This window comes from Jingyaoa shaoxingensis (assembly GCF_014385005.1).
Lineage (GTDB): Bacteria > Bacillota > Clostridia > Lachnospirales > Lachnospiraceae > Marvinbryantia > Marvinbryantia shaoxingensis.
The window spans coordinates 706,348-722,608 of the sequence record NZ_JACRSZ010000001.1 but is presented as its reverse complement, the minus strand read 5'-3'; the positions used below and the strand labels follow the sequence as shown (position 1 = coordinate 722,608).

At 44.7% G+C, this 16,261-nt stretch carries 11 protein-coding genes; 8 read left to right on the top strand and 3 right to left on the bottom strand.

Going from position 1 to position 16,261, the window contains the following annotated elements; all coding sequences use genetic code 11:
• Positions 1–18 precede the first annotated feature (18 nt).
• From H8716_RS03435 to H8716_RS03400, 8 genes are all read left to right on the top strand, one after another.
• Positions 19–2,811, top strand: coding sequence for a hypothetical protein (locus H8716_RS03435; protein ID WP_249307105.1), 2,793 nt, complete (start codon positions 19–21; stop codon positions 2,809–2,811).
• 51 nt (positions 2,812–2,862) lie between these two features.
• Positions 2,863–3,849 carry a YARHG domain-containing protein gene (locus tag H8716_RS03430; RefSeq protein WP_249307104.1) on the top strand — a complete coding sequence of 329 codons (987 nt, stop codon included), beginning with the start codon at positions 2,863–2,865 and terminating at the stop codon, positions 3,847–3,849.
• Between the two features lie 13 nt (positions 3,850–3,862).
• A complete protein-coding gene (locus tag H8716_RS03425; RefSeq protein WP_249307103.1) occupies positions 3,863–4,948 on the top strand; it encodes a hypothetical protein in 1,086 nt (361 codons plus the stop codon).
• A 19-nt stretch (positions 4,949–4,967) separates the two neighbouring features.
• Positions 4,968–5,957 carry an N-acetylmuramoyl-L-alanine amidase family protein gene (locus H8716_RS03420; protein ID WP_249307102.1) on the top strand — a complete coding sequence of 330 codons (990 nt, stop codon included), beginning with the start codon at positions 4,968–4,970 and terminating at the stop codon, positions 5,955–5,957.
• 2 nt (positions 5,958–5,959) lie between these two features.
• Positions 5,960–6,586, top strand: coding sequence for a CPBP family intramembrane glutamic endopeptidase (locus H8716_RS03415; RefSeq protein ID WP_249307101.1), 627 nt, complete (start codon positions 5,960–5,962; stop codon positions 6,584–6,586).
• A gap of 29 nt (positions 6,587–6,615) precedes the next feature.
• Positions 6,616–7,137, top strand: coding sequence for a signal peptidase I (gene lepB / locus H8716_RS03410; protein WP_249307100.1), 522 nt, complete (start codon positions 6,616–6,618; stop codon positions 7,135–7,137).
• A 62-nt stretch (positions 7,138–7,199) separates the two neighbouring features.
• Complete coding sequence (locus H8716_RS03405; RefSeq protein WP_249307099.1) at positions 7,200–8,576, top strand: aminopeptidase; 1,377 nt, start codon at positions 7,200–7,202, stop codon at positions 8,574–8,576.
• A gap of 256 nt (positions 8,577–8,832) precedes the next feature.
• Complete coding sequence (locus tag H8716_RS03400) at positions 8,833–12,669, top strand: phosphoribosylformylglycinamidine synthase (protein WP_249307098.1); 3,837 nt, start codon at positions 8,833–8,835, stop codon at positions 12,667–12,669.
• Between the two features lie 222 nt (positions 12,670–12,891).
• Here H8716_RS03400 and H8716_RS03395 read toward each other — a convergent pair whose 3' ends face one another.
• The 3 genes from H8716_RS03395 to H8716_RS03385 all read right to left on the bottom strand — a co-directional run bounded on the left by H8716_RS03395 (position 12,892) and on the right by H8716_RS03385 (position 16,174).
• Entirely contained in the window at positions 12,892–14,061 is a 1,170-nt protein-coding gene (locus tag H8716_RS03395; protein ID WP_249307097.1) for a ribose-phosphate pyrophosphokinase, read from the bottom strand.
• 88 nt (positions 14,062–14,149) lie between these two features.
• Positions 14,150–15,148: an ATP-binding protein gene (locus H8716_RS03390; RefSeq protein WP_249307096.1), complete on the bottom strand. Its 999-nt coding sequence runs from the start codon at positions 15,146–15,148 to the stop codon at positions 14,150–14,152.
• Positions 15,149–15,157: 9 nt separating this feature from the next.
• Positions 15,158–16,174, bottom strand: coding sequence for a DnaD domain protein (locus H8716_RS03385; RefSeq protein WP_249307095.1), 1,017 nt, complete (start codon positions 16,172–16,174; stop codon positions 15,158–15,160).
• Positions 16,175–16,261 lie beyond the last annotated feature (87 nt).

Below are 16,261 nucleotides of genomic sequence, written 5' to 3'. Positions count from 1 at the left end.
GGAAAGAAGGAAAAGAGCATGAGAAAATTAGAACCATTGGCAGCACTTGGAATGTGGGCAGTGCTGGGAATTGTGGCTGATGGAATGGAAACGACACAGATGATCTGGCCCGGATGGTCGGAGGAAGTGGACGGACAGGAATCAGAGGACTATGGACAGACTGAAGGTGAATGGGATTATGACGAGTGGTGGGGAACAGAGAACAGTGGAAAAGATGCAGAAAGTGAAACAGGGAAGAATGAGGAAAAGGAAGAATACGGATCTGAATCAACAGATGATACAGAATATGGGAAGCTGGAGTGGTGGGATAATGAAGCAACGGATAATGGATGGGTTGATAATTCAGGCTGGAAAGATGCTGCGGGAGATGAATCAGACGGAATAACAGGAATGCATGGAAACGGGCAGCAGACAGAAGAACAACAGGAGGAAGAAACAGAATCAGAAGCTGGCGAGAAGAAAATCAGGGTGTCAAATATACATTTGGTGGAAGAAAGCAGATATTATGACGGGACCGCAGATGTAGAAGTAGAGGCAGAAGTTATCGGATTGCCAGAAGGAATGGGACTGACCATAATCGGAACGGCAAAGGAGAAAGATGTTGGAATCTGGCCTGTGGAGACCGCAATTACACTGGAAGGAACAGGAAGTGAAGAGTATGTAATAGAAGAAGATGTGCAAGAGCCGTTAACGGTAACAATTTTGCCAAGACCTTTGCAAATTACAATCAGTAATGCAAAAAAACCTTATTATTCAGAGAACCAGATTTCGAATCTGGTGTTTGATCAGGAAGAACATATGATAGTGAGTGGTTTCCTGGAAGAGGACTGTAAGAATGGAAGCGTACCGGAAGGGTTTGTTTTTCCGGAACTGGAGATTGATGAGGACGTATTGCAGAAGACCAGTCCGATGTATCAAAACGGAAAGGAGATTTGCTACGTAAATGCGATTGTGCCCAAAAGAAAAAAAGATGGAACGATCTCCGGCAATCCGACTGCGAATTACATTTTTAATATAGAAGAAAGCCATGCTGTTTCAGGTGGAGATGTGATCCTTTCTGCTCCCGCTGTAATGGGAACTCTGGATTATAAAATACAATGCCAGGATGAAAAAGCGCTCTGGCAGGGGGAAGACGGAAAGCTGTGGATTCGGAAGGATGAAATGCTGAGGGTTGTACCTGTAGATGGAAACGGTTTTACGGATGGTACACAGATTGGAAAGATTTATGGAGATGGAACAGCAGAATTTACGCTTACGCAAAGGAGCAGTCAGGGAGAAATTCTGGCAGAATCACAGGTACGGAGCATCACATGGCATGTGGATGGGAGTGCCCCGGAATCTGACTGGGCACTGGACGGAAAGGAAGTTTCTTCCGAAGAAAGATATTATCGAAATTGTGAAACAACTGTTTCCTGTACGCATATCAGCGACAGTGGAAGCGGAGTGAAAAAAGCAGAACTTTATGCGGCCTATGATGAGGAACGGGAACTGACAGGAGAAGAACTCTACAGTCTTCAGGAAGATAAATGGAGTGAAGGAAAAGAGCTGGTTCTGGATTGTGAAGGTGTCTGCAAAGTATGGTGCAGACTGGAAGACTACGTGGGAAATGTGAGATTTCAATCTACCGGAGAAATTGTGGTGGATTATACTGTGCCAGATATACAATTTGAAAATGTAATATCCGGAAGTGCCAATCGTCACCAGATAGAGCCGGTATGTATCATACGGGATGCAAATCTGGATACCACACAGATCAGCCTGATTCTGACCGGTTTTCAGGGAGGAGATCGTCAAATACAGTGGGAGAAATTGGAATCCACAGATGGAACAGCCAGATTTCAGATGAAGAACCTGCCGGAAGAAAGATCATGGGATGATGTATATACATTACGGGCAGAGACGCAGGATCTGGCAGGAAATCGCAGTAACAGAGAAATCAGTTTTTCTGTAAACCGATTTGGATCGGTATATTATCTGGATCAGCAGACACAGAAACGGATCAGTCATTATTATCTGCCAGATTCCACAGATATGAAAGTGTATGAGGTGAATGTAGATCATCTGACAGAATCTGAAATCTTGCTGGGACATGAAGGGGAAACAAGGAAACTTGTAAAAGACAGAGACTATACTGTGAGAAAATCCGGGGACGACCAGAGCTGGAAGGAATATTGCTATACGATATCATCTGGCTGCTTTGAAGAAGAAGGAATGTATTATTTGATCTGTTCCAGCGAAGACAAGGCAGAGAATGCCAGTGATAATCGAATGCGAAAACAGAAAATAGAATTTGCGGTAGACCGGAGTGGGCCGGAAATTCTTCTGTGTGGCATGGAAGAAAATGGTATTTACCGGGAATCGGCAAAAGAGGTACAACTGGAGTGCAGAGATAATCTGGCACTGCAGGAAGTGACGGTGTGGCTCAATGGAGAAGTGATACATAAGAATAATCGGGAAGAACAGACAATTTCGTTGAAGAAAGCAGAAAAGTGGCAGAGGATCCGTGTTGCTGCACAGGACAGAGCAGGAAATAAGACAGATACAGGGGATCAGTATTTCTGGCTGAATGATCAGATGGAAGCACCATCACTTGCAGGAAGTATGAAGATACAACAGGAAACTGGTCAGAAAGTGACAAATTCCATGAGCAGGCAGGGAGAAAATGTTGCAGCGCAGTCCGAAAGAAAAGCAGGAATCCTGTCTTACGGCAGACGGAAAAGCACAGAAGGGAAAAACAGGAAAATTCTTGCCGGAATAGCTGTAATTACGGCATTGTGGGCAATTTTCTTAAAGTCAAAACGGCATAACTGATGGACAATTCAAAAATGATGTGTTATGATCCTTACCAAGAGGTGAGGAAAAATGTCTAATAAGAGGAAATTAACTACAATCCTTGCGGTTGCAGGTGCGACAGTACTGGCAGCAGGCGGCAGTGCCTTTGTGACACAGACCGGATTATCACTGATAGATCGCAGCAACAATACGGAGCAGGGAAGTGAAGTGGCAGTAAATGAAAAAGAAACAGAACAGCCACTTACAGTAGAAAAATTTGCGGCTACCAAAGACTCATTTACGGTAAAGCCAAAGTCAGATACAACAAAAAAAGATACGAAAAAGTCTGACAGTACAACAGAATCCGAACAGTCCGGTGAGAATACGGCTGGAGATGAAGGAACGGTAACGGATGCTTCGTCTCAGGATAGCAGCACATCAGGAAGCGGCTCTGCTTCAGAAGACGGAGCATCCACAGATTTTTCATCCAGTGATTATTACAGTTCAGACGGTAAGTTCTATAATGAGAGCGAAGGCGGTTATTATGATGACCGTGGACTCTATCATGACCGCTGGGGCGGATATTATTCTGCAGACGGTGCTTATTATGACGGACAGGGTGGCTACTGGGATGGCGATGGCTATCACAGCTCAGGCTCAGGAAGCAGTTCTTCCGGCAGTACATCAGGTGGAAGTACATCAGGAAGTAATTCGTCAGGAGGAAGTTCTTCCGGCAGCGGATCCTCCGATGGTATCAATATCGATGACGGAAGCAGTTCAGGCGGATCATCAGGCAGCAATCCTTCAGCATACGATGACAGCTACATGATGTATGATATTGATTCACGTTATATTTCAGAAGATGAGATCAGTGACTGGTCTTCGGAGGATCTGGCGAAACTGAGAAATGAGATTTTTGCCCGTCACGGCAGAATCTTTACAACCCAGAAATGGATTGACTATTTTGCAACAAAGACATGGTATGTACCACGCTATGACAACGTGGATGCTTTATTAAATGACTACGAATGGGCAAACCTGGAAGTCATTATGAATCTGGAAGACCAGAGATATTAGGAGGGTACATACTATGGCAGAAAAAGAAAATCAGCAATATAAATGGAGACAGAGAAAGAAAAGGAATCATCTGCTGACAGCCTGGATTATTGGCGTGATCATTGTGGCAGCAGCCGTTACCTTTGTCATTAACGGAACGAAAAACGGTAATCCACTGAATGTTGCAAAACGTTATGTGGAAGATGTAATCGGTGTAAAGGATTATCAGGTGCAGACAGGAGCACGTTCTCTGAACAATGATAACCAGTTTGTGCAGGAATATCAGTTTACTTACACAGCAGATGGCAAGGAAGTAACCAAGACCATCAATATGCTTCAGCAGAGTGAAAAGAGATATGGATTGTTTGAACAGTGGGGAATTGACGGAGCGGCAGCAGAAAAGACTGCAGATCTGGAAATCATTGCTCCGGCAGGATCTCAGGTTCTGGTAAATGGTGTTGCTCCTGACAGTTCTCAGATTAAGGAAGATGAGAATCTTTCACCGGGTGCAGTATGCTATGCACTGACAGGTGTAAAGGCACAGGACAGTAAGATTCAGGTAAACGGACTTCCATTTGATTCCTATGAGGCAGCTCTGGATACATCAGCCGGTGTGGTAGATGTACGAGACCAGCTTGTAGTTGGTGAGAATGCACAGACACAGATGACAGAACTGGCTAAGACCATGATCAACGAGCTCTTTACAGCTGCTATGCAGGAAAAGGGTGCATCGTCCCTGAGTTCTTTATTTGCGCAGGCTGCCAATAAGGACAATCTGTATAAGGCAATTCATGATAATATGTTCCAGAATGGCAATCTGAAGGTAAAGAGCATCACATTCAGTGAATTTAAGCCTACGTTCGGTGATGTGTATTATCCAGGCAAGGGAGAAGACAGTTATATTGGAATGGAGATGACTATTTCCTATAAGTGTGCTTACGAACCGGCAGATGATGCAGAAGCAGAGACTGAGACGGAAACAGAAAGTGAAACAGAGACCGAATCTGAACAGGCAGCGAAAGATACTGCACATTCAGCAGTCAAAGAAGCAAAATTCTATTTCAAATACGTAGATGGTAATTGCACAGTAACGACAGTTGAAGTACCGAATGCAATTTAAACAGGAGTCAGAAGAAAGAATGAAAAAGAAAAAATTTGCAGCATTTCTTACAGCGCTGGCAGTGGGACTGTCCGGTGCAGTGACAGCAGATGCCATGCTGTCAGAGGATGAGCAAAAGGCGGCTTATATTGAAAAGGCAGTCAGAGAAGCACTTGAAGCAGAGACGGAGACAGATATAGAAGGAAACGTGGAATCAGACAATGAAACTGTGGCAGATACAGAAGCTGTGACAGAGTCTCAGATGGAGGAGACAACAGAAGAAGTATCTGAAGCAGAAACAGAGACAGAAACAGAAACAGAGACACAGTCTGAGACAGAAGCGGTATCTGAGGAAGAACAGACTGAGAATGCAGAAAGTCAGACAGAGAAGATCATGGTAGCAATCGATGCTTCTCACCAGGGCGCAGATGCAGACCTGACAGAAGAGGAACCGGTAGGACCGGGTTCTGAGACCATGATAAAGGGATTCAGTGAAGGAATCAGTGGAACAGCTACCGGACTGGAAGAAAATGAACTGAATCTTGAAGTTGCCACAAAACTGAAAGATATCCTGGAAGAACGTGGATATGAGGTATTTATGACCAGAGAAGATGCGGATACACAACTCAGTGAAGTAGAAAGAGCGGAACTGGTAAATGCATCCGATGCACAGATACTGATCAGCCTCCATGCCAATGGAGGAGATGACAGCAGTGAAAGAGGAGCGTGTGCACAGGCACCTTCTTATGAGAATCCGTACATCACAGATACAGATTTGGTAAAAAAGAGTAATGCACTGGGAGACATTGTGCTGCAGGCCTATTGCGACAAGACGGGCCTGACAGATAAAGGATTGTATAATATAGACAGCCGCGCACAGATCAACTGGAGTAAGATTCCGGTGATTGTGCTGGAGATGGGATTTATGTCCAACACAGAGGATGATACCTACATGGCAGAAGATACAAATCAGCAGAAAATGGCAGAAGGCATTGCGGATGGCATCGATCTCTATTTCGGGAGATCCTGATTATGATGGAAATGATGCAGATTTGGGCTAAGATATTAGAACCGGTCCTGATTCATTTCATTGCAATCAACATAGTACAGATGATGGGGCTGCATGCAGATGCAGCCTTTCTCACAACTATGGCCGCCGTGATGGTTCTGCCGTTTTTCTGCTATATGATGAAAAAAGACGGATGCTTTCAGAAAAAGAGAAAGACACTTGCCATCAGAAAAACAGCTGAAATTGTTCTGCTTGGAATTGGTGCTAATGCAGTGTGTTCCATTTTGCTGAATCTGATTAACTGCAGGGCAGGATTTTCCAATGATGCGCAGGAAGCATTGTTTGGCAGCAGCTTTGCAGTGCAGTTGGTCGGAATTGGAATCATTGTACCGATAATGGAAGAAGTCTTATTCAGAGGTCTTGTCTATAATCGATTAAAGGCTTATAATAATGAATGGTTGTCTATGATTCTGGCTGCCGGAATATTTGCGGTATATCATGGGAATCCACTACAGATACTATTTGCATTTCCTATGGGACTGTTGCTTCTGGCAGTATATGAAAAAGAAGGGACTCTGATGGCACCGATTGCTTTGCATATGGCGGTAAATATCAGTTCCATTCTGTTTACAGCAGCAGGGAGTCTGTGACAGCCAGAAATGATAAAAAGGAGAGACAGATGAAAAAAGAGATACTAAGCTGGATTGGCTGCTTTGCAATTGCAATACTGGCAGCGCTGTTTATTGTCACCTTTGTGGGACAGAGAGTACAGGTAGACGGACATTCTATGGAGGATACATTGCAGGATCGGGACAATCTGATCTGCGATAAGCTCTCCTATCGTTTTTCGGATCCCGAGAGGTTTGATATCGTGGTAATTTACCCGGATGAACAGAAGGATAAACGCTGGATTAAGCGTATTATCGGTCTGCCTGGAGAAACAGTTCGTATCGATGAAGAGGGAAATATTTACATCAATGGAGAAATCCTGGATGAACATTATGGAAAAGAAGTGATTCAGGATCCGGGACTGGCTGCACAGGAGATTACACTGGGAGAGGACGAATACTGGTGTATGGGGGATAACCGGAATCACAGCAGCGACAGCCGCGTGATCGGACCGGTACCACGAAGCAGAATCCTTGGAAAAGCATTTATTAGAATCTATCCGTTCAGCAAGTTCGGACTGATTCACAAATAATAAGTATCTGTGAAGGTACTGAACAGTTACAATAATAAACAGATATTGGAGATGTGAACATTATGGAAAGAAAAAATGTATGGACAAATTACGGAAAGAAGGAACTGGCAGAGCTGGAGAAGCTGAATAAGAATTACCGCCATTTCCTGGATCACGGAAAGACAGAAAGAGAATGCGTAAAGGCAGCAGTGAAGCAGGCGAAAAAAGAAGGTTTTAAGGATCTGAAGGAAGTGATCCGTTCAGGCGAAAAGCTTCAGGCGGGAGACCGTGTTTACGATGTATTTATGGAAAAAGCTATTGCCCTGTTTGTCATTGGAAGCAAAGACATGGAAAAAGGAATGAATATCCTGGGTGCCCACATTGATTCTCCGCGTCTGGATCTGAAGCAGAATCCTCTGTACGAAGATACAGAGCTTGCTTATCTGGATACCCATTACTATGGTGGTATCAAGAAATATCAGTGGGTAACGATTCCGCTGGCGCTTCATGGTGTAGTAGCCAAAAAGGACGGCAGTGTGGTAGAAATCAATATCGGAGAGGAAGAAGATGATCCGGTATTCTGCATTTCTGATCTGTTGATTCACCTTTCCGGAGAACAGATGGAAAAGAATGGCGCCAAAGTAGTAGAAGGAGAAGCCCTGAATCTTCTGATTGGCAATATGCCTCTGAAGGATGAAGAAAAAGATGCTGTTAAGAAAAATGTCTTAAATATGTTAAAAGAAAAATATGATATCGAAGAAGAGGATTTCCTCTCCGCAGAACTGGAAGTAGTTCCGGCAGGAAAGGCAAGAGAATGCGGACTGGACCGCAGTATGATTCTTGCATACGGACAGGATGACAGAGTATGCGCCTATACTTCCCTGGAAGCCATTCTGGATACCAGGAAGGTAAAACGTACCGCATGCTGTATTCTGGTAGATAAAGAAGAGATCGGAAGCGTAGGAGCAACCGGTATGCAGTCCAGATTCTTTGAAAATACCGTAGCAGAGTTGCTGAACTGCATGGGTGAATATTCCGATCTTACTCTGAGAAGAACCCTGGCAAATTCCAAGATGTTATCATCTGATGTCAGTGCTGCTTACGATCCGGAATATGCATCTGTGTTTGAAAAGAAAAATGCAGCATATTTTGCAAAAGGAATTGTATTTAACAAATATACAGGATCCAGAGGAAAATCCGGTTCCAATGATGCCAATGCGGAATACATGGCAGAACTGAGAAAGATTCTGGAAAAACATAATGTGGCATTCCAGACTGCAGAACTTGGAAAAGTCGACATTGGCGGAGGCGGAACAATCGCCTATATCCTTGCTTTATATGGAATGCAGGTAATTGACTGTGGTGTGGCTGTTATGAGTATGCATGCACCATGGGAGATTGTCAGCAAAGCAGATGTTTATGAAGCTAAGAAGTGCTATATGGCATTTCTTGCAGAGTAACCAGCGGCTGTGATATCAGATGTGAAATGACTCCCACCTCTGCAGGTGGCGAGCAACAAATCAGTATCAGTGGTGGGAGCCAATCTCCCATCTGATATAGCCTCCGGCAGGATTGCAGAGATGCGCAGAAGAAGTATGTGATGCATTGCATGACGCGCATCTCGCAGCAAGAATGCCGAGGCATTCTTGAATATAGGGAACATGAGAAGCTCGCAAGCGTGTTTCTCATAGTCAAATAAACAACATGGAGGAGCTTATGAGTAACGTAAGAAGAGTTTATGTGGAAAAGAAACCGGCATATGCAGTGCAGGCAAAGGAATTAAAGCATGAAATCCGAAGTTATCTTGGAATCAACAATATGACGGGGGTCAGAGTGCTGATTCGCTATGATGTGGAAAATATTTCAGATGAGGTATTTGAAGCAGCATGTAAGACAGTTTTTTCAGAGCCACCAGTAGACCAGCTGTATCGCGAAACTTTTGAGATGGGATCAAAGAACCGTACTTTTTCTGTCGAATATCTTCCGGGACAGTTTGACCAGAGAGCGGACTCTGCTGTACAGTGTGTGAAGTTCCTAAATGAAGAGGAAGATCCGGTGATTCGTTCAGCAACCACTTATGTGATTGAGGGAAACATCACAGATGATGAATTTGCAGCAATTAAGAGCTACTGCATTAACCCGGTGGACTCAAGAGAGACAGACATGAAGAAGCCGGACACTCTTGTTACGGTATTTGATGAGCCGAAGGATGTTATGATCTTTGACGGATTCACAGAGATGACAGAAGAGGCATTAAAAGAGCTCTATGATTCTCTGAATCTGGCAATGACATTTAAAGATTTTCAGCATATTCAGCATTATTTCGCAGGGGAAGAGAAGAGAGATCCAAGTATGACAGAGATCCGTGTGCTGGATACCTACTGGTCCGATCACTGCCGTCATACCACATTCTCCACTGAATTAAAGAATGTGGAATTTGGCGAAGGGGATTATAAGAAGCCAATTGTTGGTACCTATGAAAAATATCTGGCAGACCGTGCCGAGATCTTTAAGGGAAGAGATGATAAGTTTGTCTGCCTGATGGATCTGGCTCTGATGGCAATGCGAAAACTGAAAAAAGAAGGCATGCTGGATGACCAGGAAGAATCCGATGAGATCAATGCATGCAGTATTGTAGTTCCGGTAGAGATTGACGGAGAAGTAGAAGAATGGCTGGTGAACTTTAAGAACGAGACACACAACCATCCGACGGAGATTGAACCATTTGGTGGAGCTGCTACCTGTCTGGGAGGAGCTATTCGAGATCCATTGTCAGGAAGAACGTATGTATATCAGGCTATGCGTGTAACCGGTGCAGCAGACCCGACGGTATCTGTAAAAGACACCCTGAAGGGCAAGCTTCCACAGAAGAAGCTGGTTCGTCAGGCCGCTCACGGCTATTCTTCTTATGGTAACCAGATCGGCCTGGCTACCGGATATGTAAAAGAGATCTATCATCCGAACTATGTGGCAAAGAGAATGGAGATCGGTGCCGTTATGGGCGCAGCTCCGAGAAAAGATGTGAAGAGACTGACTTCTGATCCTGGAGATATCATTATCCTGCTGGGTGGCCGTACCGGACGTGACGGTATCGGTGGTGCTACAGGATCTTCCAAAGTGCATACAGAGAGTTCCATCGAAGTGTGCGGAGCAGAGGTTCAGAAAGGTAATGCACCGACAGAGAGAAAGATTCAGCGTATGTTCCGCAGACCGGAGGTCAGCCGTCTGATTAAGAAATGTAACGACTTCGGTGCCGGCGGAGTATCTGTTGCCATCGGAGAACTGGCAGACGGACTGCAGATCTACCTGGACAAAGTACCGAAGAAATATGCAGGCCTGGATGGAACTGAGATCGCAATTTCTGAATCTCAGGAACGTATGGCTGTTGTAGTAGATCCGGCAGATGTGGAAGAATTCCTGAAGTATGCCAATGAAGAAAACCTGGAAGCAGTAGAGGTTGCGGTTGTGACAGAGACACCGAGACTGGTACTGATCTGGAGAGATAAAGAGATCGTAAATATCAGCAGAGCATTCCTGGATACCAATGGTGCACACCAGGAGACAGATGTATTTGTAGAGATTCCATCCGGAAAAGACAATTATTTTGCAAAAGAGTCTGTAACGGATGTAAAAGAAAAATGGCTGGGTGATCTGGCAGACTTAAACGGATGCTCCCAGAAGGGACTGGTGGAGATGTTTGACAGCTCCATCGGAGCAGGCAGTGTGCTGATGCCATATGGTGGAAAATATCAATTGACAGAGACTCAGGCTATGGTAGCAAAGCTTCCTGTATTGAAGGGTAAGACAGATACAGTAACCATGATGGCTTATGGATTTGATCCATATCTGTCCAGCTGGAGCCCATATCATGGAGCTGTTTATGCAGTACTGGAATCTGTAGCCAAGATCGTAGCGGGGGGTGGAGACTATAAGAAGATTCGTCTGACTTTCCAGGAATACTTCCGCAGAATGAGTGAGGATCCAAAGAGATGGAGCCAGCCGTTCGCAGCACTGCTTGGTTCTTATGAAGCACAGCTGGGATTCGGACTTCCGTCTATCGGAGGAAAAGACTCCATGTCCGGTACTTTCAATGAGATTGACGTACCGCCGACACTGGTATCCTTCGCAGTGGATGTTGCAAGTGATAAGACCATGATTTCTCCGGAACTGAAAAAAGCAGGTAATAAGCTGGTTCTGTTCCAGATTGAAAAAGATGCATATGACCTGCCGGTTTATGAACAGGTGAAGGATCTGTATGGCAAGTTCTTTGAGGATGTGAAGGCAGGAAAGATTGTATCTGCATATACACTGGATGGCAAGGGCGTAGCTTTGGCAGTATCCAAGATGGCATTTGGTAACGGACTGGGCGTACAGTTAAATGACACACTGGAAAAAGATACGCTGTTTGCACCGGGATTTGGTGATCTGGTTGCGGAAGTACCGGCAGAAGAAGCAGATAAACTGATCGCAGGCGGAATCGTAATCGGCGAAGTAGCAGATAAACCGGTGTTGGCTTATAAAGATGTGAAGATTACACTGGATGAGGCTCTGGAAGCATGGAAAGGCACACTGGAGAAGGTATTTAAGACTGTATCCGGTGAACAGGGCGGAACTGCGTTCCTGGGCGAAGAAGCAGCATCTGACGGTCCTACAGCAGTATTCATGGCCGTAAAACCAGAAGATAAAGAAGCGGTTATTGAAGATGGTGTATATAAGACAAAGAATATCTATGTCTGCAAGCATAAAGTAGCAAAACCTCGTGTATTCATTCCGGTATTCCCTGGAACAAACTGTGAATACGACAGCACTAAGGCGTTTGAACGTGCCGGTGCAGAAGTAGATGTAAAAGTATTTAAGAACCTGACAGCAGAAGATATCCGTGATTCTGTGGAGATTTTTGAGAAAGCCATCGATCAGGCACAGATCATCATGTTCCCAGGTGGATTCTCTGCAGGTGATGAACCGGACGGATCAGCCAAGTTCTTTGCTACCGCATTTCAGAATGCGAAGCTGAAAGAAGCGGTTACCAAGCTGTTACAGGAAAGAGATGGTCTTGCGCTTGGTATCTGTAACGGATTCCAGGCACTGATCAAGCTGGGCCTGGTTCCATATGGCGAGATTACGGGACAGAGGGAAGATTCACCGACACTGACCTTTAACACCATCAACCGCCATATCTCCAAGATGGTATACACAAAGGTGGTAAGCAATAAGTCCCCATGGCTGCAGCTGGCGACACCGGGAGCGACCTATTGTAATCCGGCTTCCCACGGTGAGGGACGTTTCGTAGCACCGAAAGAATGGATCCAGAAGCTGTTTGTGAGTGGTCAGGTAGCAACTCAGTATGTGACACCAGACGGAGAACTGGATATCAACAACGAAGAATGGAATGTAAACGGTTCTTATATGGCAATTGAAGGTATCACCAGTCCGGATGGACGTGTACTTGGTAAGATGGCACACTCCGAAAGAAGAGGAGAGTCTGTAGCCATCAATATCTACGGAGAACAGGATCTGAAGATCTTCGAATCCGGAGTACAGTATTTCAAATAAATAACCGATCCACAAGGCAGTAATTTCATGTAATCATGGAATTGCTGCCTCTTTCAATTACATGTTATCTATGAGTATGACCGCAGATAAAAAAGTGCCGGAACATAACGAATCTGTTATGTTCCGGCACTTTTTTGAAGCCTTTTAGTAATTGTTCAGAACGCACTATCCCGCAAGGTGTTTTGGCATGAATATGCCAAAATCCCGAGACATACACGCCTTTTATTTATTATTCTTGGCAAGGAATCTGTTGATACGATCCAGTGGATTCAGCAGATGGCTGATGGATTCGTCATGATTCAGTGTATCAATAATGTAGGCAAGATATTTACTCAGATCACAGCTTGTATAGTAAGAACGGGACAGCAGTTCCGGTGTCTGATATATCAGGTTCGTGGTCAGCAGGTAATCGAATACGCCTTCTTCATATGCTTTATCGAACTTCTCGATGCCGTTGGTGAAAAGACCAAAGGTAGAGCAGAGGAAGATGCGGTTGGCTTTCAGTTCTTTTAATTCTGCGGCAACTTCCAGGATGCTGTCTCCGGAAGAGATCATATCATCTACAATAACCATATCCTTACCGGCTACGTTGGAGCCAAGGAATTCATGTGCTACGATCGGGTTACGACCATCAATGATCTTGGAATAATCACGACGCTTGTAGAACATACCCATATCCAGTCCGAGTACATTGGCCATATAGATCGCACGTCCCATACCGCCTTCGTCCGGGCTGATGATCATCATGCTGTCCTTGTCAATATGAAGACCAGGAGCAGCTTTGAAAAATCCTTTGATAAACTGATATACAGGCTGAACTGTCTCAAATCCGTGAAGAGGGATAGCGTTCTGTACACGTGGGTCGTGGGCATCGAAGGTAATGATGTTATCCACACCCATTTTGGTAAGCTCCTGAAGAGCCAGAGCACAGTCCAGAGATTCACGTCCGTTTCTCTTATGCTGACGTCCTTCATATAAGAAAGGCATAATAACATTAATTCTCTTTGCTTTTCCTTCTGCAGCTGCAATGATACGCTTCAGATCCTGATAGTGGTCGTCCGGTGACATATGATTGGTGTGTCCGCTCAGAGAGTAAGTCAGGCTGTAATTGCAGACATCTACCAGAATATACAAGTCATCACCTCTGACGGATTCTGTGATGATACCCTTCGCTTCACCGGAGCCAAACCTCGGAACTTTTGCATTGATCACATAACTTTCTTTTTCATATTCTTTTAAGGCAACGGTTCGCTTCTGTGCATGCTCTCTTTCATGTCTCCAGGAAACAAGATGTTTGTCTACCTTCTTTCCAAGTTCACTGCAGCTGGCCATTGGGATAATACCCAGTGGGCCAACAGGGATAGAATCAAGATTACAAAATTCTGCCTGCATATTTCATCCTCCAAAATTATTTTATCATAATGGTTCAGACATTTTATGGTCAGTCTTACCTTTAGTATAAGTAGAATCATTTATTAATTCAAGACCTTTTGGCAGAAAGCCTTTGGACTTTTTTCTGTACGCGGATATCCTTTCCGAAAAGCTTCAGCATAGTATAGCCGTTGGAGATGCGGGAAAAGATACGCTCGGAGTAAACCGAAGCGAAAGACTCCAGCGGAAGATTCGTGGATATGATCGTGGATTTCTGATTAATCAGACGTTCGTTAATACAGGAAAAAAGTTCCGAGTTCACAAAGGCGTTAGTCAGTTCGGTTCCCAGATCGTCAATAATCAGGAGATCACAGTCGTAGATATGCTCTGTGGAATCTGTAGTCTCTCCATTTCGGTTAAAACGTTTGTCAGCAAAATTCTGAAAAAGTTCCTGTGCGGAAAAATATATCACGGAATGGGTAGTATCCAACAGTTCTTTGGCAATACAGTGAGAGAGAAACGTCTTGCCCACACCGGTATCGCCATAGAAGAACAGATTGGAAAAAGTCTGGTCAAACTCACGGATAAACCGGTGGCAGATCTCTGTTACACGATGAATACGTTCCAGAGATGACTTACCGGAAGCATCCCGGATATCATCAGAATAATAGTCATAAGAAAAAGTGGAAAAATTCTCTTCTTCCAGAATACCCTGGAGATTCGACTGGGTATACAGCAGATCAATTTCTGCCTTCTTAAAGCACTGACACTTCTGGTTATCAATATACCCGGTATCATGGCAATATGGACAGGTATACGTAAGCTCCAGATAATCAGCAGGATATCCTCCCTTCTGAAGAATGGAGGCACGCTCCGTTCCCAGCTTCTGAATGTGTAACTTCAGGCGGTCAAGGGCCTGATTGTCCCCGTTCAGAAGAGCTTTCCCACAGGCAACGCTCTCAGAGGCAATCAGAGCATGGATCTCTGATAAACGTGGGAAACGCCCATACGCTTCCTGAATGCGGTCATCCTGTTCGTGACGGTGCTGAGACTGAAGTCTCTGGTAATCACGCATGATAGCATCATATTGTGAATTATTCAGTGCCATAAGTCCTCCTTAACAGTCCAGAAGCTGCTGTTCCAGCTTGTCAAAATCATAATTTCTCTGTGGGAAACCGAAATTCCCTGCGTTCTTGCCGGAAGAAACGGAAGAGCGTTTGGGCTGGGAAGCAGGCTTTGGAAGCTGCTGGATATCAGAAACATGGCGCACGCCCCTGGACTTCCAGTCCTGCAGAATACGGTCTGCATATTCAAAACTCGGTGTATGGATACGGTTAATGGTACGGTTCACCGCCTCCAGAATAATATCAGTGGTAAAGCCATACTCCTGGAACCAGGATGCCATAAAATCAGCCTCTGTCTTTCCGGGTCCCCGTCCACGGATGCCGAAAGCATTCAGGATCGTATAATAGTCTCTGTGATAGAAATTGCTGTCTTCTTTTGCTTCTTTTACCGTGGTAACTCCACGGGCGGCCCATTCCAGAGCCACCTTCCGGATATAGTTGATACTGCGTTTGCCTTTGGAAACACAGTACTCAATCAGGTATTCGATCAAATCAGAAGAGAAGTGAAGCTCATCATAAAAATAGAGAATGTGGTTCACTTCTGTGCTGCTGAGCTGCTTGGCAAGGTACTGTTCTGCAATGTACAGTAACTGTTTCACTTCCTCCTGGGATGCCAGTTCCTTCTTGCGGTCAGCAGAGACTGTCAGCTTGGCAGGGGAATTCTGCAGATCAGCAAGCGAAGAAGCATACTGATTCAGCCTGCTCTGGTGGATGGATTCCATATTCTGACTTTCCACAAAAGTAATATCGGTCAGAGTACCGGCAGGATCGTAAGTAAGCTGCAGAATATGAAGGCGTTCCCAGTAGGAAAGGGCACGCTTCACATCATTCTCAGTATGATTCAGCGCATCTGCAATAGAAGAAATCGTCAGCTCCATATCACTGGTAGAACAGCGAAGCAGATAAAGGTATACTTTGACGAATTCTCCATTCGCGGAAATCATGTAATTGTCAATAAACTGGTTTTGAACCAGTGTGTAGTCGTTTACAGCATATTTATGTAGAATCACTTTTTTCACCTGCCAGAAAATTATCGTTGAGAATTGTTGATTGCAGGGAGGTACAGGCAACACGTAACGCATTAGCGCAGATGCCGG

Excerpts from the sequence above, each read along its gene's own strand:
- H8716_RS03435 (WP_249307105.1), top strand. The coding sequence starts at position 19 with ATGAGAAAATTAGAACCATTGGCAGCACTTGGAATGTGGGCAGTGCTG.
- H8716_RS03430 (WP_249307104.1), top strand. The coding sequence starts at position 2,863 with ATGTCTAATAAGAGGAAATTAACTACAATCCTTGCGGTTGCAGGTGCG.
- H8716_RS03425 (WP_249307103.1), top strand. The coding sequence starts at position 3,863 with ATGGCAGAAAAAGAAAATCAGCAATATAAATGGAGACAGAGAAAGAAA.
- H8716_RS03420 (WP_249307102.1), top strand. The coding sequence starts at position 4,968 with ATGAAAAAGAAAAAATTTGCAGCATTTCTTACAGCGCTGGCAGTGGGA.
- H8716_RS03415 (WP_249307101.1), top strand. The coding sequence starts at position 5,960 with ATGATGGAAATGATGCAGATTTGGGCTAAGATATTAGAACCGGTCCTG.
- lepB (WP_249307100.1), top strand. The coding sequence starts at position 6,616 with ATGAAAAAAGAGATACTAAGCTGGATTGGCTGCTTTGCAATTGCAATA.
- H8716_RS03405 (WP_249307099.1), top strand. The coding sequence starts at position 7,200 with ATGGAAAGAAAAAATGTATGGACAAATTACGGAAAGAAGGAACTGGCA.
- H8716_RS03400 (WP_249307098.1), top strand. The coding sequence starts at position 8,833 with ATGAGTAACGTAAGAAGAGTTTATGTGGAAAAGAAACCGGCATATGCA.
- H8716_RS03395 (WP_249307097.1), bottom strand. The coding sequence starts at position 14,061 with ATGCAGGCAGAATTTTGTAATCTTGATTCTATCCCTGTTGGCCCACTG.
- H8716_RS03390 (WP_249307096.1), bottom strand. The coding sequence starts at position 15,148 with ATGGCACTGAATAATTCACAATATGATGCTATCATGCGTGATTACCAG.